At 59.6% G+C, this 20,334-nt stretch carries 21 protein-coding genes and 2 pseudogenes; 13 read left to right on the forward strand and 10 right to left on the reverse strand.

Annotated elements, in window-relative coordinates:
• Positions 1-2 precede the first annotated feature (2 nt).
• Both AC1D2Q_RS00840 and pdxR read right to left on the reverse strand, forming a co-directional pair.
• The gene (locus AC1D2Q_RS00840; RefSeq protein WP_477811908.1) at positions 3-839 is read right to left on the reverse strand and encodes a helix-turn-helix domain-containing protein; all 837 of its coding nucleotides are present in this window, start codon (positions 837-839) and stop codon (positions 3-5) included.
• A gap of 336 nt (positions 840-1,175) precedes the next feature.
• Entirely contained in the window at positions 1,176-2,675 is a 1,500-nt protein-coding gene (gene pdxR / locus AC1D2Q_RS00845; RefSeq protein ID WP_477811909.1) for a MocR-like pyridoxine biosynthesis transcription factor PdxR, read from the reverse strand.
• Positions 2,676-2,897: 222 nt separating this feature from the next.
• Here pdxR and AC1D2Q_RS00850 point away from each other — a divergent pair, with 222 nt between their 5' ends.
• Positions 2,898-4,145, forward strand: coding sequence for a benzoate/H(+) symporter BenE family transporter (locus tag AC1D2Q_RS00850; RefSeq protein WP_477811910.1), 1,248 nt, complete (start codon positions 2,898-2,900; stop codon positions 4,143-4,145).
• Between the two features lie 67 nt (positions 4,146-4,212).
• Positions 4,213-4,320: pseudogene (locus AC1D2Q_RS00855) on the forward strand (hypothetical protein); the annotation flags it as partial.
• Positions 4,321-4,396: 76 nt separating this feature from the next.
• On the opposite strand, the pseudogene AC1D2Q_RS00860 reads toward AC1D2Q_RS00855, so the two are convergent.
• The 5 genes and pseudogenes from AC1D2Q_RS00860 to AC1D2Q_RS00880 form a co-directional block, all read right to left on the reverse strand.
• A pseudogene (locus AC1D2Q_RS00860) lies at positions 4,397-4,975 on the reverse strand (pyridoxal-phosphate dependent enzyme); the annotation flags it as partial.
• Positions 4,976-5,305: 330 nt separating this feature from the next.
• Positions 5,306-5,722 (reverse strand): nuclear transport factor 2 family protein, encoded by a 417-nt coding sequence (locus AC1D2Q_RS00865; RefSeq protein ID WP_477811911.1) that lies wholly within the window; start codon positions 5,720-5,722, stop codon positions 5,306-5,308.
• A 47-nt stretch (positions 5,723-5,769) separates the two neighbouring features.
• Positions 5,770-6,198, reverse strand: a complete 429-nt coding sequence (locus tag AC1D2Q_RS00870) for an ester cyclase (RefSeq protein WP_477811912.1) — start codon at positions 6,196-6,198, stop codon at positions 5,770-5,772.
• Positions 6,199-6,281: 83 nt separating this feature from the next.
• Entirely contained in the window at positions 6,282-6,881 is a 600-nt protein-coding gene (locus AC1D2Q_RS00875; protein ID WP_477811913.1) for an NADPH-dependent F420 reductase, read from the reverse strand.
• A gap of 72 nt (positions 6,882-6,953) precedes the next feature.
• Positions 6,954-7,688 (reverse strand): SDR family NAD(P)-dependent oxidoreductase, encoded by a 735-nt coding sequence (locus tag AC1D2Q_RS00880; RefSeq protein ID WP_018930253.1) that lies wholly within the window; start codon positions 7,686-7,688, stop codon positions 6,954-6,956.
• 112 nt (positions 7,689-7,800) lie between these two features.
• Between AC1D2Q_RS00880 and AC1D2Q_RS00885 the strand changes: the two genes are divergently transcribed.
• Complete coding sequence (locus AC1D2Q_RS00885) at positions 7,801-8,163, forward strand: winged helix-turn-helix transcriptional regulator (protein WP_477811914.1); 363 nt, start codon at positions 7,801-7,803, stop codon at positions 8,161-8,163.
• Between the two features lie 232 nt (positions 8,164-8,395).
• Here the strand turns inward: AC1D2Q_RS00885 and AC1D2Q_RS00890 are convergent, their stop codons facing one another.
• Positions 8,396-8,965, reverse strand: a complete 570-nt coding sequence (locus tag AC1D2Q_RS00890; RefSeq protein WP_477811915.1) for a DJ-1/PfpI family protein — start codon at positions 8,963-8,965, stop codon at positions 8,396-8,398.
• A 214-nt stretch (positions 8,966-9,179) separates the two neighbouring features.
• Between AC1D2Q_RS00890 and AC1D2Q_RS00895 the strand changes: the two genes are divergently transcribed.
• The 9 genes from AC1D2Q_RS00895 (at position 9,180) to AC1D2Q_RS00935 (ending at position 16,623) form a co-directional block, all read left to right on the forward strand.
• A complete protein-coding gene (locus tag AC1D2Q_RS00895) occupies positions 9,180-10,031 on the forward strand; it encodes a putative selenate ABC transporter substrate-binding protein (protein WP_477811916.1) in 852 nt (283 codons plus the stop codon).
• Complete coding sequence (locus AC1D2Q_RS00900) at positions 10,028-10,825, forward strand: phosphonate ABC transporter ATP-binding protein (RefSeq protein ID WP_477811917.1); 798 nt, start codon at positions 10,028-10,030, stop codon at positions 10,823-10,825. Before AC1D2Q_RS00895 ends, AC1D2Q_RS00900 begins: the two co-directional genes overlap by 4 nt.
• Entirely contained in the window at positions 10,819-11,646 is an 828-nt protein-coding gene (gene phnE, locus AC1D2Q_RS00905) for a phosphonate ABC transporter, permease protein PhnE (RefSeq protein WP_477811918.1), read from the forward strand. The genes AC1D2Q_RS00900 and phnE (AC1D2Q_RS00905) overlap by 7 nt, the downstream gene beginning before the upstream one ends.
• A complete protein-coding gene (phnE, locus tag AC1D2Q_RS00910; RefSeq protein ID WP_477811919.1) occupies positions 11,643-12,410 on the forward strand; it encodes a phosphonate ABC transporter, permease protein PhnE in 768 nt (255 codons plus the stop codon). Before phnE (AC1D2Q_RS00905) ends, phnE (AC1D2Q_RS00910) begins: the two co-directional genes overlap by 4 nt.
• Positions 12,411-12,702: 292 nt before the next feature.
• Entirely contained in the window at positions 12,703-13,485 is a 783-nt protein-coding gene (locus AC1D2Q_RS00915; protein ID WP_477811920.1) for a transporter substrate-binding domain-containing protein, read from the forward strand.
• A gap of 55 nt (positions 13,486-13,540) precedes the next feature.
• Complete coding sequence (locus AC1D2Q_RS00920) at positions 13,541-14,269, forward strand: ABC transporter permease (RefSeq protein WP_477811921.1); 729 nt, start codon at positions 13,541-13,543, stop codon at positions 14,267-14,269.
• Positions 14,266-14,976: an ABC transporter permease gene (locus AC1D2Q_RS00925; protein WP_428635964.1), complete on the forward strand. Its 711-nt coding sequence runs from the start codon at positions 14,266-14,268 to the stop codon at positions 14,974-14,976. The genes AC1D2Q_RS00920 and AC1D2Q_RS00925 overlap by 4 nt, the downstream gene beginning before the upstream one ends.
• 16 nt (positions 14,977-14,992) lie before the next feature.
• Positions 14,993-15,757 (forward strand): ABC transporter ATP-binding protein, encoded by a 765-nt coding sequence (locus tag AC1D2Q_RS00930; protein WP_007936956.1) that lies wholly within the window; start codon positions 14,993-14,995, stop codon positions 15,755-15,757.
• 125 nt (positions 15,758-15,882) lie between these two features.
• Positions 15,883-16,623 carry a Mut7-C RNAse domain-containing protein gene (locus tag AC1D2Q_RS00935; RefSeq protein WP_477811922.1) on the forward strand — a complete coding sequence of 247 codons (741 nt, stop codon included), beginning with the start codon at positions 15,883-15,885 and terminating at the stop codon, positions 16,621-16,623.
• An 87-nt stretch (positions 16,624-16,710) separates the two neighbouring features.
• Here AC1D2Q_RS00935 and AC1D2Q_RS00940 read toward each other — a convergent pair whose 3' ends face one another.
• Entirely contained in the window at positions 16,711-18,237 is a 1,527-nt protein-coding gene (locus AC1D2Q_RS00940; protein ID WP_477811923.1) for an MFS transporter, read from the reverse strand.
• Positions 18,238-18,430: 193 nt separating this feature from the next.
• On the opposite strand from AC1D2Q_RS00940, the gene AC1D2Q_RS00945 reads away from it, so the two are divergent.
• Positions 18,431-19,291, forward strand: a complete 861-nt coding sequence (locus AC1D2Q_RS00945) for a LysR family transcriptional regulator (protein ID WP_477811924.1) — start codon at positions 18,431-18,433, stop codon at positions 19,289-19,291.
• A gap of 70 nt (positions 19,292-19,361) precedes the next feature.
• Here the strand turns inward: AC1D2Q_RS00945 and AC1D2Q_RS00950 are convergent, their stop codons facing one another.
• A complete protein-coding gene (locus tag AC1D2Q_RS00950; RefSeq protein WP_477811925.1) occupies positions 19,362-20,246 on the reverse strand; it encodes a LysR family transcriptional regulator in 885 nt (294 codons plus the stop codon).
• Positions 20,247-20,334: the final 88 nt, after the last annotated feature.

Consider the following 20,334-nt stretch of genomic DNA (forward strand, 5'->3'; position numbering starts at 1 on the left):
ATTCAGTCTGGAAGGTTTGAGCAGCGCTTGCGGTAGTCCGCTGGTGTGAGCTGGTAGGCACGGCGGAACCAGCGCCCCATATGGCTTTGATCGGAGAACCCGAGAGCACTGGCCACCTGCGCCGGCGACTCGCCCCGCGCCAGTAGCTGCCGCGCCTTGGCCAGGCGCAGCTGGATCAGATAAGCATGAGGCGCCAGCCCAAAGGCTGCCTTGAAGGCCCGCGTCAAGCGAAAGCGATCAACACCACAGGCTTGAGCCAGATCATCCAGCCCGACGTCCTCGTAGACATGGGCATGCAGATAGTCACGCGCAACCTGGGCCACCAACGGCAGACGCGGATCAAAGGCCTGCCGCTTGCGCCAATCAAGGTGGCAAGTGAGCGCCCCCAACAAGGTATCGATGGCGCTCTGGCGCACGATGCGCAAGTCACCCTCATGGAGCACGTGGAAGGCTTGATAAATGGCAGTGGCCAGGCCCGGATCCTGGCTCAGGGTGTCGGCAAAGCCCGGCTGACTATCGGCCGGCGCGTGCTCGAACAACGCATGCAACTCCCGTTCAAGCCAGTGCGGATCGAGGTAGAGCATGGAATAGGTAAACCCTTCCTCGGTCGGCGCATGCCCATCGTGGATTTCCCCCGGCTCCAGCATGAATACCTTGCCCGGCGTACTAAGATGGCGAACGCGTCGGCAATTGAACTGCTGCACCCCCTGTTCGGTGACCCCCACCAGAAAACTGTCATGCCAGTGCGGATCGTAGGCATGCCCCTGAAAATGGGCACGAATCGATTCAATCCCGGTATCGGCATCCTGGGACAGCTCAATCCAGTTGCGTTTATCCACGGAAGGCTCCAGAGGTATGGTTCAGCTTTGAACTGTGCGGGCGACTAAATTACCGCGCTTTTGAATAGGACGTTTAGAAGATTTGTGTAGGTTGGTGCTGAGCCATAGCTGCCGGTCGTGACCGACAGGAAACGGCCCCGAGTATATAAAAACGCCTCCGCGAACCCTTGCTATGACTTCTGAGGATTTCATCGCAGGGATCGCCAATGAAGCGCTTTATCCAAGGTGACCATCGAGGCCAAGGCACCTTACCGCTTAGGCGCAAAGCTTGTTGATGAACTATGCCCTGGGCAACTAGAGGGAAACCGTCATGAATGGACTCACAATGCCGTTGCCCTATTTGGTTTTCAGCGCATTGGTCAGACGCACCATCGACGCTTCGATTTCATAAGCGGTCAAGGACGAATAGCCCAACAGCCACCCTTGTTTCTTCTCATCGCCGGCGTACAACCGGCTGAGGCCGGGCAGTCGCACGCCCGCGCTGGCAGCTTGGTGGATGGTCTTTTCCTCCGACCAGCCATCGGCCAGTAGACAGGGAATCTGCAGTCCTCCTTGGGGGCGTAATGCTGTGGCAATGCCGTCCAGGTGCTTGCCGATTGCATCGAGCATAACTGCACGGCGTCCGGCGTAGAGTTTGCGCATAGCCCGGACGTGGGAGTTGTAGTGGCCGTCTTCCATGAAGCGCGCCAGGGTCAGTTGAAGGATCTGTGGCGTGTGGCCGTCCATGATGCTGCGCGCGTAGGTGAAAGCTTTGACCAGCTCGAAAGGCAGCACCATGTAGCCCATCCGCAACCCCGGATAGAGCGTCTTGCTGAAGGTACCGAGGTAGATCGTGCGCTGGTATTTGTCCAGGCCCTGCACGCACGCGGTCGGCAGCCCGTCGTAGTGGAACTCGCTATCGTAGTCGTCCTCGATGATCCACTTACCACACTCGGCCGCCCAACGGATCAGCTCAAGTCGACGCTCCAGCGGTAAGGTCGCCCCGGTGGGGTATTGATGAGAAGGCGTGACATAGACGCAATTGGCGCCGCTGCGGTCTGCCTGCAGCAGGTCCGTGCGTATGCCCTGTGCATCGACGTCAATGGGCACGACTTTGGTCTCGGCCGTTTCAAAGGCTTTCCTGGCGCCGAAGTAGCCTGGGTTTTCCAGCAGGATCGGTTTGCCGGCGTCCACTAGCATCTGGGCACACAGGAACAGAGCTTGGCGAGTACTGCTCAGCACCAGGATCTGGTCGGGGGAGCACTTGGCACCGCGCTCAAGGTTCAAGTAGGTGGCGATGGCCTTGCGCAGCGGCTCAGCGCCTTGCGGGTCGCCATGCAGCAGGACATTGCCCCGGTAGTCCCTCATGACCTGGCGTTGCAAGCGTTCCCAGACATCGGTGGGGAAGGTGCGGGTTTCCGGCAGACCAGTGGCAAAGGCCTTGATCACCTGTTGATCGGTAACCCCACCACTGTCGAAAATCATCCGCCCTCGCTGACTCAAGCCAGGTTCTGGCGCCGCCTCGCTGCGTTGGGTGTCTTTCAATTTAATGCGCCGGCGCGCGGCTCCGAGCAATTCGGTGCCAACCGCATCGGATACATAGCTGCCAGAGCCCTCGCGCCGCACGATGAAACCATCACGGTGCAATTGCACATAGGCATTCTCGACCGTGTCGCGGGCAACACCGAGCGTCTTGGCCAGGACCCTGGTCGCCGGTAGCTTCAGGCCAGAGTCAAGAACACCATCGAGGATCAAGGCACGCAGGGCGCGCTGAATCCGTTGGTGCAGATCCAACAGCTGAAACTCGGCATCGTTGAGTCGTATCTTCAGCGTTTCGAGTTCGAAGGCTTTCGCCATGTGGTCTGCCTCAGACTAACAAATTGGTCTACAACGGCAGGCCAGTCTATCCGTAGACTTTGTTCATCGCTACTGCCTCTGTGCTCGACGATCTATCGCCTGGGGGACAACTTTGAACGCCGTCGCGCAAAAAGTGCAGGGGCTAAACAGACCATTGCAGCCCTATAAATCACTTTCCAGTCGAGGCCAAGCACCTCGCTTTGCAAGGAGCAAAATAAAGCCATGTCTTCTTCAGCATCCAAGTCACCTATTCGCCTCACCGATCTCATCCATCCGATTGTCGCCGGTCTGATCTCGGTCATCGTCAACTATGGCGGCACCTTCATTCTGGTCTTCCAGGCCGCCAAGGTAGCCGGACTGAGCCCCGAGTTGACGGCTTCGTGGGTGTGGTCCGTGTCGATCGGCGTGGGCGTTACCGGGCTGTTCCTCAGTTGGGTTTCCCGTGAGCCGATCATCACGGCCTGGTCGACACCCGCAGCGGCATTCCTGGTCGTCGCCCTAGCCACCACGCCCTATGCTGAGGCGGTGGGCGCGTACATGCTCTCGGCTGCGGCCTTCGTGCTGCTGGGCCTGTCCGGTTACTTCGAAAAAGTCATCCGACTGATCCCGCCGGGTGTGGCCGCAGGGCTACTGGCCGGTATCCTGCTGCAGTTCGGCATCGGTGCTTTTGGCGGTATGAGCATTGACCCTATGCTGGTCGGGTTGCTGATTGTCGCCTACGTCGTGCTCAAGCGCTTCACCGCACGCTACGCAGTGGTGGGCATTTTGGTACTGGGGCTGGCCTTCCTGTTGATTCAGGGACGTGTGGATTTGTCGGGGCTGGAACCGCAACTCGCGGCGCCGGTATTCACCCTGCCTGAGTTCTCGCTCAATGCCTTGCTCAGTGTCGCGATGCCGCTGTTTCTGATCACCCTGACCGGTCAGTACATGCCTGGCATGCTGGTGCTGCGCAATGATGGATTCAGCACCAGTGCCAATCCGATCGTGACCATCACCGGGTTGGGTTCCCTACTCATGGCGCCCTATGGTTCCCACGCATTCAATATCGCGGCGATTACAGCAGCCATCTGCACCGGCAAGGGGGCCCACGAAGAGCCCTCCAAGCGCTGGATCGCCGGCATTGCTGCGGGCGTCTTCTACATCCTCGTCGGGGTCTTCGGCGTGACCCTCGCTGCGGTGTTCATGGCCTTCCCGGCAACCTTCATCACTACTCTGGCCGGGCTCGCCCTGCTGGGCACCATCGGCGCCAGCCTGGCCAGTGCCATGGCCGAAGCCAAATCCCGCGAAGCCTCGCTGATTACCTTCCTGGCAGCCGCCGCCAACATTACCTTGTTCGGGATTGGCGGAGCGTTCTGGGGGCTACTGATTGGTCTGGTCGCGTACGCCGTGCTAAACGGCCGTTTGCCGCAGCGCGAGCGAGTTGTCAATCCCGCTGCCGAGCCCGTTACCCATAAAGGAGCCGCCAACTGATACAAGCCCGTATTGAAGAGATCGCCGGGGCAGGCCGCTCTGATCCTGCACGAGCGCCATGGCCGCTACCAACCTCGGCTCCGACCAAGATCAACTCAGCTCGATGGCCAAGCAGGCCCGCAAGGCGATGATGTTGGAAACACTATTGGTAGTAGCTGACCGAGGTCACTTCAAAAAGCAAAGAAATCCTGCCCGGGTCGACTTCTTCACCAGAATCGGCCAACAGCGGTCATTTACTCCATCGACTTACTTCACTCAATCACTCTCGCATACACCAATCGGTCCACATTCCCTCCGGACAGAATCACACCCACCCTTCTTCCAGCCATTGCTTCACGCTCCTGAATGAGCGCCGCGAGAGCCGCGAGAGCCGCCGCAGCCGCCCCTTCAGCAAGATTGTGGATATCGGTGTAATACACGCACATGGCCTCGGCAATCTGCGCCTCACTGACTGATACGATTCGCTGCGCACCTTGCGCGTAGATGGCAAAGGCTTCTGGAATTGGCCTACGCACGGCAAGGCCGTCAGCAAAGGTATTCGCCGAGGCGGTTTCGCATATTGCTCCTGCATCAAACGACAACTTTGCGGCCTCAGCCTTAGTGGAAACCACACCCACCGCGACCTCAACGTCCAACAGCAAGTTGACCTGGTTAAGTGACGCGGTCAGTGGCACTACGAAGCTGTTTTTCAGGTAGTGGTTGAAGCGCTCGACCTTGCCCTCGGTCTGCGCGCGATAAGGCCGGCAGACTTTCGGTGTGAAGCCGTAGCGCTCTGCCAAATTCAATAGCGCGGGATTCCAGCGGTGCTGACCGGGGCCGTAAGCGGATCTCCCTCAACAGCACGATGGCGGAAATCCAATGTGATCGAGCGGCTTCTACGCGCTGGCGCAGATAGGTCTCGAAAGGCACAAGCTTGCCCACGCGCTGCGCGCGCGGGCCATAGACTTGTGCCCTGGAGCGCGAAGCATGATTCGAAGTCGTACGTGCGGCGCCACGAGGATTTGGTTGCTCGATTAAGTCAAAACCCCATGCAGGTGAGCGAGGAAGTGAAGGCTCTGGTCCGCAACGGCGGGTGCATCTTTCCTGAGAGCGGGGGATGAACAAAGCGGTGAACGCGCCCTGTCACGGCGCGCAAATGAGTTGGTATCGGTTCCGATGACTCAGGTCCGAGGGCTCGCGACCATTTCTGAGGCCCGCGCCAATGCTTGCGTGTCGACGTACTCCCGGATGTTCGTCAGCTTGCCATTGCGAACAGTGATGGCGAAGACAAAATGGTCCTCAAACGTCCTGTTCGTGGCTTTGACTTTCCCCGTAGCAAAGCCGACGACCAGAACCCGGTCTCCCTGCGCTATGAACTCGGGGGGCTGCGGGGAGGAAACTTCCATCTCTGCGCAAGCCTTCTGAAGCACATTTGCCAATCCCGCATGCCCGCGGTGCGTACCGGCCAGCGGCCACCCCTCTCCCGGAATGATCCACTCGATGTCTTCGGCAGACAACGCCAGCAGACCTTGCCTATCGCCGCTGCCCATTGCTGCAAAAAAGTCCTTCACAATCTGGATATTCTCTTGATTGCTCATAAAGACTTCTCCATTGCTCTTACAGAGGATCGCGTAGTGTCCGTCATTCAGCGGGGGACGAGGCCGAGTTGTTGCTGCATCGCAGAAGCCTCGTTGTAGCAATGGAAATATTTGACCTTCCCGCCTTCGAGGTGGAAAACATCGCATGACGGGACATCTATCTTCTTGCCCGTGGGGGCTAGCGTCCCTGAAGCAAGAGGCAGATCACCCTTGTGCGTTCCCCGAATCGCGAGTTCGACAACGACGACGTCTCCCGCGACATGGACGTTGAATATCTCACGGTGGACATCGGGGAACGCACTGACCATACCCGCGATAGACTCACCAATGGCCTTGCCGCGAAACTTCATGCCGGATGCCATATCCCACATGTAGCCTTCCTCAGAGAACATGGAAACAAACTTCTCGATATCCGTTCCCTGCCCTTCCGCGGCGGCGCAGAGTTCTCTGATTATTCTTTCATTATCAAGCATCATCATTCCTCTCCTTCATTATTGAGCACTTACCTATTCGTATAAGTTGTGGCCAGGACCGCATCAACATTTGCGATCACGATTCATCAGTCGAACTTGACCAAGTCCTTGAAGATCAATTGACCCCAGGTATTTCCGCGCGCCTGCACAAGCAGTCCACCTTCCGAAAGCCCACCCAGTTTGATCGGCGAGAAACCGAGATTTTCTGCAAGCGCACCCACTTCCGCTGCGGCGCCGTCATCGTCGCTCGCCAGGAACACGACTCTCCTGCCACCCTGTACGGCCGGATCCTGGCCAAGGACGGCGGCGCCCAAATGGTTGAAGCCCTTGACCAGTCGTCCACCAGTAAAGGCCTGCGCGACGACTCTGGAAGATGGCTCTCCTCCCAGTTCTTCAGGGGACACGCCGTAGGCATTGGTCACATCGATGATGGTCTTCCCCTTCCAGGTCGGCAACGCCTTGGCGACATCCGGGTGCGACTCGAAACGGACAGCCCAAAAGACGATGTCCGCCTTGACCGCGTCCGCCAGGTTTTTGGGAATGATCTGAGGTCCGATCGCTGCTGCGGCGGATGCAAAGCTTTCCGGGTCGCGCGTGGTTGCAACGGCTACTTCGATGCCGTTGCGGGCAAACGCCTTGGCCAGGGCCTGACCGATATTGCCGAAGCCGATGATTGCGTAGCTCATATATTCTCCTTGGGTTTACCGAGCCCTACGGCGCTCCTAACGATCGAATGGAGCGCCGTAAGGCGTAGCGCGTCAGATTTGCGCCAGGCCGCCGTCGACGGCGACCTCGCTGGCGGTCATGAAGCTGCTGTCCTGTGACGCGAGAAAGGCAGCCACCGCTCCGATCTCCGCCGGATCGGCCATGCGCTGGAGCGGATTCATCGAGGCGAAGACCTTCATGCCCTCCTCGCCTAGCGCTGCCTTCGCGAGTTCGGTCGCCGTCGGCCCGGGCGACAGCACGTTTACCCGGATGCCGGTGCCCTTCAGGTCCTCCGCCCAGGTCCGCGCGAGGTTGCGCACTGCCGCCTTGCTCGCGCTGTAGACGCTGAATGCCGGGGCGCCCGTGGTGCCGGCGCTCGATCCGGTCAGGATGATCGAACCGCCTTGGCCCATCAGCGGCAGCGCCTTCTGGACCGTGAAGATCGTACCCTTCACATTGGTTTCGAAGGTTTCGTCAATGTGCTCGGCAGTGAGCTTGCCGAGCGGAAGCGGGCCTCCCGCCCCGGCATTGGCGAAAACGATGTCGAGGGTTCCGCGCTCGGCCTTCACCGCCGCGTAGAGTCGGTCGAGGTCGGCCTCATCGGAGACCGAGCCCTTCACCGCGCGGGCATTGGGCCCAAGTTCGGCCACAGCGGCGTCAAGCGCTTCCTGCCGGCGGCCAAAGATGAAGACGAAGGCGCCCTCCTCGATGAAGCGTTTTGCAGCGGCGAGACCGATGCCCGTAGCGCCACCGGTGATCACAGCGGTCTTTCCATTCAGTCTGGTCATGTCGTGCATCCTTCCTAAGCGTTGTATGGAAGCAGGGAGCTGCTTGCTTGAGAACGACTATGCGGTTCTAATAACCTAACAACAAGTATGCACCTTTAGGTAAGTACCCAATATGACGACACCTTCTGAAACCTGCGACCCCGGCTGCGGGCTCAACGCCACGCTCCGCATCATCTCGGGCAAGTGGAAACCGCTGGTCCTGTTTTTCCTGCGCGACGGTCCAAAGCGCTATGGCGAACTCAAGCGTTTGATCCCTGGCGTCAGTGACAAGGTGCTGATCCAGCAATTGAAGGATTTGGAGGCCGATCACGTGCTGGCGCGGACCGACTACAAGGAAGTGCCGCCGCGCGTGGATTACGCGCTGACCCCGCTCGGTCGCAGCCTGGCTGAGGCGATCATCCCGCTGTGCACCTGGGGAACCGAGAACATGGCGGAAATGGCAAGCATCTTCGCCAAGCGCGACAGGTTGCCCTAGCGGGATGCTGAAGAACCGATGCGCCGGACGACCCTGTTGGTGGGAGGGCGGCAGGTCGAACTCCTCCGATCAGATCGTCAGGATGCGCGATTTGGCACTCTGGCCCCTGTTTATGTTGAAACGATAGCCGGAGCGCTTCTGGCCGATTACTGCCCGCTACGACAGGCAGAAATCGGCCAGAAGTAGCCACTCGAACACATCACCTGATCGGCTGTTTTGTAGGACGTAGCGGTCACCGATGTTCCGCTGCCAACATTGACCTGAACTGAGAAATGATCTCTGAAGATAGCCCGGCACCTTCGAACACTGCGCAGGTGAAGCTAACGGGTGCAGGGCCTGGAGCGGTTATGATGCGGTCTGCAACCACAGCTACTGGACTGCTTCGATAAAGCGTGCGCCCTTCATAACCTGGGGCATTTTGTTTTAAGAAGTCAGCGCTGTTCGAGGTATGAGGAACCGTGTCGAGAAGCCCGGCCCTCGCAAGTGCCAGCGTTCCCCCACAGATACCGGCAATTATCGCTCCACTTGAACGACTAGCATGAAGAAAGTCTCGAATATCCGGTGCGTCTGCACGTTCCCAGACCATTCCTCCAATGACGACAACAACGTCGGGTTTCCAGTCCAGACATTGTTGCAAACTGCTATCGACAGTTACAGCCAATCCACCCTGCGAGCGGAACTGCCCCGTAGCAGGAGCGAAAAACCTGACGTCGATCCCGTAAAACGGGGACGCAGTTCCAGCAATGAAAGCATATTCCCAGTCCGCAAAACCGGGTGTCAGTATCAACCCCACGCGTGCCATCAGTCAGAATCCTCCATGAATGCCCGTAACATATGGCGACAACAAACATACATCAAGGACTGCTTCGGGTCGTATGCCGCCCTTCTCGATAAACAGCAGTAGCCCAAAAGCAGTCAATTTCGCTCCATTTCGGCTACCCTCACAAAGCGCCACGCAGCAATCACCTTGTGCCAGGCGCCTCGACATTCTTTCGTAAATGCACCGGAGATGTTCCATGCTCAAGCGTACCCTGGCAGTGGCCGTCGGCTTGTCCTTGTCTTTTTGCACCCTGCTGGCGCAAGCCGTCGAGACCCTGAAAGTCAGCGCGATTCCCGATGAAGCCCCGACCGAACTGCTGCGCAAGTTCAAGCCGCTTGGCGCCTATCTGGAACAACAATTGGGCATGAAGGTTGAGTTCGTGCCTGTCAGCGACTATCCGGCGGTGGTCGAGGCGCTGGCTACCGATCGCATCGACCTGGCCTGGCTGGGCGGCTTCACGTTCGTGCAGGCACGCCTGAAAACCGGCAATGCCATTCCGTTGGTGCAGCGCGAACAGGACGCCCAATTCACCAGCAAATTCATCACCGCCGACCCAACCGTCAAGTCCCTCGCCGATCTCAAGGGCAAGACCTTTGCCTTCGGCTCGGTGTCCTCCACTTCCGGCAGTCTCATGCCGCGCTATTTCATGCTCAAGGAAGGCATCAAGCCGGAGACCTACTTCAGTCGCGTCGGCTACTCCGGCGCCCATGACGCCACCGTTGCCTGGGTCCAGGCCGGCAAGGTCGACGCCGGGGTGCTCAACGCCAGCGTGTGGGAAAAACTGGTCGCCGCCGGCAAGGTCGATACCACCAAGGTCAAAGTGTTTTCGACCACCCCAGCATACTTCGACTACAACTGGACGGTGCGCGGAACCCTCGACCCGGCACTGGCAGCCAAGATAAAGGCTGCGTTCCTGGCGCTCGATCCGGCGAACCCGAGGGACAAGGAGATTCTGGACCTGCAGGCCGCCAGCCGCTTCATCGAAACCAAGCCTGAAAACTACAAGGGCATCGAGGAAGCCGCACGCGCCGCCGAATTGCTCAAATGACATTGCATTTGACCCAGGTCAGCCTTACCCACGCCAACGGTGTCCAGGCGCTGCGTGGCGTGGATCTGCACATCGGTGCACGCGAACAGGTCGCGATCATCGGCCCGTCCGGCGCGGGTAAGTCGAGCTTGCTCAATCTGCTGGCCACCGCCCTGCGACCGGGCACCGGCGAGCTGCAGGTGCTTGGCGAGCGCGTCTGGCAGCTTTCTGCCCGTCAGCGTCAGCGGCTGCGCGCGCGCATCGGTCTGATCCATCAAGCGCCTCCCCTGCCCCCACGCCAGCGCGTGGTCACCGCAGTGCTGGCCGGCAAGCTGGGTCAGTGGGGGCTGGGCAAGAGCCTGCTGAACCTGCTGCATCCGCTGGATGTTCCGGGCGCACGCGCGGCATTGGCCAGGCTGGACCTGAGTGACAAGTTGTTCGCGCATTGCCAGCAACTGTCCGGTGGACAGCTACAGCGCGTGGGCATTGCCCGCGTGTTGTATCAAGCGCCCGAGGTGTTGCTGGCCGATGAGCCGGTATCGGCGATGGACCCGGTGTTGGCCCAGCACACGCTTTCGGTGCTGTGCCGCCATGCCCGGGAGCAGAACGTCACCCTGGTCGCCAGCCTGCACGCGGTGGAGCTGGCCCTGGCGCACTTTTCGCGCATCATCGGCTTGCGTGATGGACAGATCCTGTTCGACCTTGCGGCCAGCGCCGTCGACCGCGAGCTGCTCGACAAACTCTACGCCAATGAGCAGTTGCAATCCTCGCCGGTTCCTTTGCCCCCCTTGAGTGTACAGATTCCCCGATGCTGACGTCTGACACCCGCGATCCGGCCGCCCTGCCCCGTCTGCTGTTCACCTTGTTGGCCCTTGCCTTGCTATGGCCCGGCATCCGCTTCAGCGAGTTGGACCTCCGTGTGCTGGTGGCGAGTGACAGTCAGAGCGAGATGGGCCGGTTTGTATCCGCCTTCTGGCCACCGGCCCATGGCGACGAGTTCATCCAGCTGTTGTTGCAAGCCACCCTGCAGACCCTGGCCATCGCCACGGCCGGCATGGCCCTGGCGTTGCTGTTGGCTGTTCCCGCCGGCCTGCTCGCCAGTCGTGCTCTGTCGCTGTCTGCTGCCTCCCGTGCCGGCCACCCGAGCTATTGGGGCCAACTGCTGCGTTGGCCCATACGCGGCTTGCTGATCTTCCTGCGCAGCGTGCCGGAAATCGTCTGGGCCCTGCTGTTCGTGCGCGCCGTCGGCCTCGGCCCGACGGCCGGGGTACTGGCCATTGCCATCACCTACAGCGGCATGTTGGGTAAGGTCTACGCGGAAATTTTCGAGTCGATCGACCAGCGTCCGGTGCACGCGCTACTGCAATCCGGCAGCGGTCGGCTCGCAGCCTTTTGCTACGGAATCCTGCCCAATGTCGCTGCGGAACTGCTGTCGTACACGGTGTACCGCTGGGAATGCGCCATCCGCGCCTCGGTGGTGATGGGCTTCGTCGGAGCCGGCGGCCTGGGCCAGCAAATGGATTTGTCGTTGCGCATGTTCGCCGGCGGTGAAGTGGCCAGTCTGTTATTGACGTTCCTCGTCCTGGTGCTGCTCGCCGATCAACTCAGCCGCCTGCTGCGCTGGAGGCTGACATGAATCGCCTGTTCAACCTGGCACTGCTCCTGTGCATCGGCGCAGCGGTCGTCGCCTCGTTCATCTACCTGGGCATCGACCTCGGCGAGCTCGGCGGCACCGGCAACCTGAAGCAGATGGGCGCTTATGCCCAGCGTTTTCTCAGCCCGGACCTGAGCTCGGGCCATCTGCAAGCCATCGGCCACGGCGCCCTGGAAACCCTGGCCATGTCGGCCCTTGGCACCCTGCTCGCGGCGGTGTTCGGCCTGTTATTGGCATTGCCCGCGGCCGGGCGCTACGGCTGGCTTTTGCAGAGCGCGTCACGCCTGGTGCTCAACGCCTTGCGCGCGGTGCCGGAACTGGTATGGGCCGCGCTGATGGTCCTGGCCGCCGGGCTCGGTCCCAACGCCGGCACCCTGGCCTTGGCCCTGCACACCTCCGGCGTGCTCGGCCGGTTGTTCGCCGAAGCACTGGAAAACACCCCACCGGAACCGGCCGACGCGATCCGTTTGCAGGGCGCCAATGCCGTATGGGCGTTCTGTTACGGCACCCTGCCCAACCTGTTGCCACAGCTACTGGCCTACATCCTGTACCGCTGGGAAAACAACATCCGCATGGCCAGTGTGCTCGGCTTTGTCGGCGGCGGTGGTTTGGGGCAAATGCTCTATGTCAGCCTCAGCCTGTTCCAGGAAGCTCAAGCCAGCACGGTTATTCTGGCGATGCTGTTATTGGTCTTGGCGGTCGATACATTGAGTAGCTGGAGCCGTCAGCGTTGGGTCAAGGCTTGAGCCAGGACAGTCAGCGCCCTTAACCCCACACTTTGTTACCGCATACCCCAGCCGGGTGTAAAAACTTGCTTAGGTAACAGCCCCGCAGGCTGCCTCCCCCCCAGCGTTCACTTGCCTGCCAAGCCCATCCCAGAGCGCTGTACGCGCGTTCTCAAACGCCCAATCGGCGAATTGGCCGGGTGATTGCATATGCTTGTCTGTACAAGTACTTGCGTGTGCATAGGACATTTCGCAGCGCAGTACACGCGCTCTTGCGGCACAAGCGCTTTCGATGGTCCCTGGGAATAAAATAATGAAAAAAGCATTTCTCACTCTTTCTGCATTGGCTTTGTGTGTGGCTGCCGGTTCTGCGCTGGCCAAGGAGTACAAGGAGTTGCGCTTTGGCGTCGACCCCTCATATGCGCCGTTCGAATCCAAGGCCGCCGACGGCGGCCTGGTGGGCTTCGACATCGACCTGGGCAACGCGATCTGCGCGGAGCTGAAGGTCAAGTGCAAATGGGTCGAAAGTGATTTCGACGGCATGATTCCCGGCCTCAAGGCCAACAAGTTCGATGGCGTGATCTCTTCCATGACCGTCACGCCGGCACGTGAGAAAGTCATCGACTTCTCGAACGAGCTGTTCTCTGGCCCGACCGCGCTGGTATTCAAGAAAGGCGCGGCAATCGGCACCGATCCGGCCTCTCTCAAGGGCAAGAAAATCGGCTACGAGCAAGGCACCATCCAGGAAGCCTATGCCAAGGCCGTGCTGGACAAGGCCGGGGTAGAGACCAAGGCCTATGCCAATCAGGACCAGGTGTACGCTGACCTGATCTCCGGACGCCTCGATGCCTCGATCCAGGACATGCTGCAAGCCGAACTGGGCTTCCTGAAGTCGCCACAAGGCGCCGACTTCCAGGCCAGCGAGCCAGTCGAAAGCCCCCTGCTGCCAGCCAAAACCGCCGTGGGTCTGGCCAAAGGCAACGTCGAGCTCCAGGCCTTGCTGAACAAAGGTATCAAGGCACTGCACGACAATGGCACCTATGCGGCTGTCCAACAGAAGCACTTTGGCGATCTGAATCTCTACAGCGACAAATAATGACCCTGCGCCCATTTCCGGATGGGCTCTTCTTTGATTGACGTAGGGCTGCTCAATGTTAGAAAACCTATTGCAGATTCTTGGGCTGTCAGACTTTAGCCTTAAGGGTTTCGGCCCGCTGTTGCTGCAAGGCTCCTGGATGACGGTCAAATTATCCTTTCTGTGCTTGCTGGTGAGCGTTGGCCTGGGCCTGATCGGCGCCAGCGCCAAGCTTTCGAAATCGGCACTGCTGCGTGTCCCTGCGCAGGCCTACACCACGCTGATTCGCGGGGTGCCGGACCTGGTGCTGATGCTGCTGATCTTCTACAGCCTGCAAACCTGGCTGTCCTCGTTTACCGACTTCATGGAATGGGAATACATCGAGATCAACCCGTTCAGCGCCGGGGTCATTACCCTGGGCTTCATCTACGGGGCTTATTTCACCGAAACCTTCCGTGGTGCCATCCTTGCCGTACCGCGAGGGCAGATGGAAGCGGCTACCGCCTACGGCCTGACCCGCGCTCAGCGCTTTCGCCTGGTTGTGTTCCCGCAAATGATGCGTTTTGCCCTGCCGGGCATCGGTAATAACTGGATGGTGATCCTCAAGGCCACCGCGCTGGTGTCGATCATCGGCTTGGCCGATCTGGTCAAGGTGGCCCAGGACGCGGGCAAGAGCACCTATCAGCTGTTCTTCTTCCTGATTCTGGCCGCCTTGATCTATCTGGTGATCACCACCGTTTCGAACTACGTCTTGCGCCGGATGGAAATCTTCTACGCCGCAGGCACCCGGGAGGCCGTGCGATGATCGAGCTACTGCAGGAATACTGGAAACCTTTCCTGTTCCAGGACGGCAATCACATCACCGGGCTGGCCATGACCCTCTGGCTGCTCAGTGCTTCGATCTTCTTGGGCTTCGTGATGTCGATCCCGCTGTCGATTGCCCGGGTCTCGAGCAATGTCTGGGTACGCTGGCCGGTGCAGTTCTACACCTATCTGTTTCGCGGTACGCCGCTCTATATTCAGCTGCTGATTTGCTACACCGGCATTTACAGCCTGGCTGCGGTGCGTGCTCAGCCAGTACTGGATGCGTTCTTTCGCGATGCGATGAACTGCACCATCCTCGCCTTCGCCCTGAACACCTGCGCCTACACCACGGAGATCTTTGCCGGGGCGATTCGCAGCATGAACCACGGTGAAGTCGAAGCGGCCAAAGCCTACGGGCTGACCGGCTGGAAGCTGTACACCTACGTGATCATGCCGTCCGCCCTGCGTCGCTCGCTGCCTTACTACAGCAACGAAGTGATTCTGATGCTGCACTCGACCACCGTGGCCTTCACCGCGACCATCCCGGACATCCTGAAAGTCGCGCGGGACGCCAACTCGGCGACCTTCCTGACCTTCCAGTCGTTCGGCCTCGCTGCGTTGATCTACCTGGCAGTCACGTTCTCCCTGGTCGGCCTGTTCCGCCTGGCTGAACGCCGTTGGTTGTCTTTCCTCGGCCCGGCTCACTAATTCAGGATGCTTGTTCATGTACAAACTGACCGTTGAAAACCTGCACAAAAGTTACGGCAACCATGAAGTCCTCAAGGGCGTTTCGCTGAACGCCAGGACCGGCGATGTGATCAGCCTGATCGGCGCCAGTGGTTCAGGCAAGAGCACCTTTCTGCGTTGCATCAACTTCCTGGAAACACCCAACGACGGTGCCATGAGTCTGGACAACCAGCCGATTCAAATGGTCCATGACCGCCACGGCATGCGCGTGGCCGACGCCAACGAACTGCAACGCATCCGCACTCGCCTGGCGATGGTGTTCCAGCACTTCAACCTGTGGAGCCACATGACGGTACTGGAAAACATCACCATGGCTCCACGCCGGGTGCTGGGTGTCAGCAAGAAGGACGCAGAGGATCGCGCCCGGCGCTACCTGGACAAGGTCGGTTTGCCGGCACGGGTTGCTGATCAATACCCGGCGTTTCTCTCGGGTGGTCAGCAGCAACGGGTCGCCATTGCCCGCGCCCTGAGCATGGAACCGGAGATCATGCTGTTCGACGAGCCGACGTCGGCCCTGGACCCGGAACTGGTGGGCGAAGTGCTCAAGGTGATCCAGGGGCTGGCCGAAGAAGGCCGCACCATGATCATGGTGACCCACGAAATGAGCTTTGCGCGAAAAGTGTCGAACCAGGTGCTGTTCCTGCACCAGGGGCGGGTCGAAGAGCAAGGTGCGCCCGAGGACGTATTGGGCAACCCCAAAAGCGAGCGCCTGCAGCAATTCCTCAGCGGCAACCTGAAGTAACCGGAGCGCCTTCGAGCGACCGCAGGGTTGCTCGAAGGTGCTGGCTCTACCTGATAGTCCATCCCTCCTGCCCTCTACTGAGCAGCTGGACTCATTCTTCCTGCAGCCCTGCCATACTGTTCAGCATGACCCGTGCAACTTTCCGCTTCTACGAGGAGCTCAACGACTTCCTGCCGGCCGAACGACGGCGGCAGTCCTTCACTTGCGAGTGCGCGCGAGGGGCGACGGTCAAGCACATGATCGAGGCGCTCGGGATACCGCACACCGAAGTCGAGATGGTGCTGCTCAACGGCGAGTCGGTGGGCTTCGAGCGGGTGATCTTCGACGGTGACCGGCTGGCGGTGTATCCCAAGTTCGAAGCGCTGGACATCAGCCCGTTGCTCAAGGTTCGTGCACAACCTTTACGGGTGCTGCGCTTCGTCGCTGATGCGCACCTTGGCGGGCTGGCCAGCCTGCTGCGCATGAGCGGCTTCGACACCCTCTACGACAATGGCTTCGACGATGCCGAGATCGCCGAGATCGCAGCGCAGCAAGGACGCATCGTGCTAACCCGCGACCGCGAACTGCTCAAGCGGCGGATCATCAGTCACGGCTGTTACGTGCATGCCCTGAAACCGTCGCTGCAGCTGCGCGAATTGTACGAGCGCCTCGACCTGGCGCGTAGCGCGCGGCCATTCAGCCTGTGCCTTCATTGCAACCTGCCGCTGCACGAAATCAGCCCGGAACTGGCCCGGCCGCAGGTGCCGCCACGCGTGGGCGTCCTCTATTCCCACTTCCTGCGCTGCGACGCCTGCCAACGGATTTACTGGGAGGGTTCGCACTGGCGCGGCATGTGTGCGCTGTTGGCACCTCTGCTGGACCGATAGCCGAGCCCATCGGCTCGGCTGCGTGGTCAGGGACAACTGGCTTTTGCATCAGATAGATACGGCCAGAAGCAGTCCTTCGAATGACAGTCACTGCTGAGAATGAACGGCTTTGCACGAACGAAAGACCAGGCAACTCGCCGCCACTAGCACCCATGCCGCAATACCGCCATACAGCATTACCCAGCCAAACCCATGCGCTAAAGCTGCGTTGGCGACATCGACCGGAATCGTAGTCCCTTGACCAGTCTGCGCCAGCACGGCGGAGTTGCCGGCCGAAATATTCTCCGCCAGCCATCTCAGTTGCACATCCTCGGGCGAGCCAGGTAACTGGTTGCGCAGGGAAGACAGGATACCTTCCACCAAGATGAATCCCATCAGCGCGATATTGATTGCAAGGCTGATCATGCGAGCGCTGATATCGATGCCCGATGCCATGCCAGCACGTTCACTGGGCACCGATCCGGTGGTGGTATTGGTAACAGGCGTATTGGTCAGCCCCAGTCCGATTCCGGCGATCAGGCAGCCTGGAAGCATCGTCAGCCAGCTGGCGTGCGCGACACTGCTGCCCCATTTCATCAGCAGGAACCCCAAACCTATGGTGAACAAACCTGCGGGAATCACCACGTCAGGTCGATAGCGCAGCGCCAGCCGTTCACCTAACGGGGGAACAACCAGCGTCGGCAGCGTATAGGCCAGCAGTGCCAGACCGGTGCCAACACTGGCGTAGCCCAGGCTATTTTGAAAGTACAGGGGCAGGTAAATCATGAACGGCCAGAAGCTGAAGTTCATGCCTGCCGACCCTAGCAAGGCCCCCGAGAAGCGACGGATGCGCAATACCGAGAAGTCGAACATGGGATCGACATAGCGTCGCTGCGCAACGACAAAGACGATGAAGCTGAGCATTGCCACAACCAGACTGGTGATGGCCGAACCGCTTGAGAAACCCTCCCCTGCGCCCTGGGTGATGAACCAGGAAAGGCCTAACACTGCCAGTGACAACGAAATAATGCCCAACACATCCAGCCTGCGACGCTGCGGATCACGTGACTCATCCACACCGGCGATCACCAGCACCAGCGCAAGCACGGCAATGGGCGCATGCACCAGAAACACCCATTCCCAACTCGACAACGCCACGATAACGGCGCCGATTATCGGGCCAAACCCCAAACCGATACCGAATACGATTCCCCAGGCACTGAACGCTTTGCCGCGCGCAGCTCCCGTCTGAAATCGGTGAGACAGCACGGCCACCTGACAGATCAGCATGGCACCACCGGACATACCTTGCAGGAATCGGTTTGCGATCAACACGCTGGCGTTTTGCGCCCATCCACAGCTCAGTGAGGTTATGCCGAAAAGCACCAGGCTGATGACAAACACTCGCTTGCGTCCATACCGATCCGCCAGTGTGCCGGTGGCCATCAGCACCGTGGTGCAGGCGATGGTGTAGGCATTCATGATCCACTGCATATCTTTAAAATCGCTGTGCAGAACCGATTCAAGAGTGGGCAGGATTGCCGGCACGCTCGAGATTTCCAGGCCGAACATCAGCGACGCCAAACACACGGCGGCGATGGTGAAAATATCCTTCTGCGACGGAGAGAATTGCATCGTGATCTTCCAGATCAAGTTGATGGGCACTGGCAAGACCGCTCTGCACGCAGTCAGGGGTAGAGACGCGATAGCCTCGCCAGCGTCACCGGGCACAAGTCCAAGTGAGCGGCCGCATTCTGGAAGTAATTAAAAAATGACAGAAATGATTTAATTTCGTAAGTTTTATTAATATTCGTCATGAGTTGACTAAATGGACTTCGACCCAGCTCTGTTGCGTGCTTTTGTCGCGATCAAGGACACCGGTAGTTTCACTCGTGCCGCAGAGCGGCTGCACTTGAGCCAGTCAGCGATCAGTCATCAGATCCGGCGTTTGGAGGAACAGGCCGGTACCACGCTACTGGTACGCACCACCCGACGTTTGACACTGACAGAAGATGGCGAAGATTTTCTGCGCCATGCCGAACAAATCCTCAGAGCACAAGACGCCCTCTCCCGGCGTTTCAAAACGTCGTCGGTATCCGGGGCCGTGCGCTTCGGTGTGCCAGAAAACTTTATCGGCGACGGCCTGCCGCCGTTACTGTCTCGGTTCGCCAGACAATTTCCCGCCGTACGCCTGGATGTAACCGTCGGCACCTACCTCGATCTGCGCGCGCTGGTTGATGCCGACGGGCTCGATCTGGCCGTAGTCATGGCATTGCCGGGCAGCCAGGCCGGCGGTACCGTGCTGCGCGAAACCCGGTTTGTCTGGGCCGCTGCGCAGAGTTTCGACTTTACCGGCGATGCTCCTTTGCCACTGGCGTTTGCCCCAGCACCCTGCTTGCACCGCCAGGTGGCCGTAGATGCGTTGGAGAGTTCCACCGTAGATTGGCGGGTCGCCTTTACCTCTCCAAGTCAACAAGGACTGAGAGCGGCGGTATTGGCGGGACTTGCCGTCACCGCTCTACCGCTGGGGGATCTAGAGCCTGGCATGGTGGTCATTGACGGCCAACATGGCCTGCCACCGCTGCTGGATGCTGATTTCAGACTGATATGGAGTGTCACGGGAAAGACGCCCGCGGCCAATGCATTTGGACAACTGCTGGTGGAGATGTCTGAGTCGCCATCGATCTAGAACAAACTGTCTCTGGGGGGCCGTCAGTTGGTTTAGCAATCTCACGATTGATTCGCCTGACAAAATCCCCCTACCCCGCACTCAACTCCCACAGCACATCCAGCACGTGTTGCGTAGGCCGTTCGATGTCTCGACTACGGTGGGCAATACCCAGTTGCCGCCACAATAAGGGCTTTAATGGCCGCATGACGATCCTGGTATCGGGCAATGGCGTGGAGGCTTCATGCGGCAACAACGTCGCACCATAGCCAGCTGCCACCAGGCTTTTGATCGCATCATTGTAGTTCAGTTGAATACGCGGCGCAGGCTGCGGCCCACCACTGGCGAACCACTCCGCAGTCAAACGCGAAAGACGAGTGGTGTTGTCATTCAGAATCAATGGCTGAGTGGACAGCCAGTCGGGGGTCACAACCTTCGGGGATTCCCAACGAGCCGGCAAGAAGGCCATGACCGGGTCCCGTCGCCATGGCTCGATCCGCAAGCCCTTCACCGGGGACTGCGGCAGCGCGACCAAACCGATCTCCAAAGAGCCCTCGGCAAGCTTCTTCAAAGTTTCCTGCGACGTGAGTACCGCGACCTGCACATCGATAGCGGGATGGCGCTGGCTCAACGTCTCCAAAGCGTGCGGCATCAACTGTGCGATGGCCCCTGTGGAGGCGCCTAGCCGCACACGCCCGGCCAATCCCTGTACCTGACGTTCCACGTCCTCAAGCGCCTGCTCCGCATCCGCCAACAGCCGTCGCGCACGTTCCACCAGCGTGTTCCCAATCGCTGAAGGTTGAATGCGCCCACGCGTGCGCGACAACAGCTTGCCGCCCACGCGCGACTCCAGGTCGGCGATATGCAAACTGACCGTGGGTGGCGCAAGGTGCAGCACGCGGGCCGCCTCGGCAAACGAACCCAGGTCGGCAATCGCCACCAACGTGCGCAGTCGGTCCAGGCTGATTTCACGCATGAGTGACTCCTTGTTCAGAAAAACTGAATTTCATCGTTTATAAATTCAACTTTTCCTATCTTAGCGCCTCGCTGAAGATTGGAACTCC

This window comes from Pseudomonas sp. P1_A1, assembly GCF_056406935.1.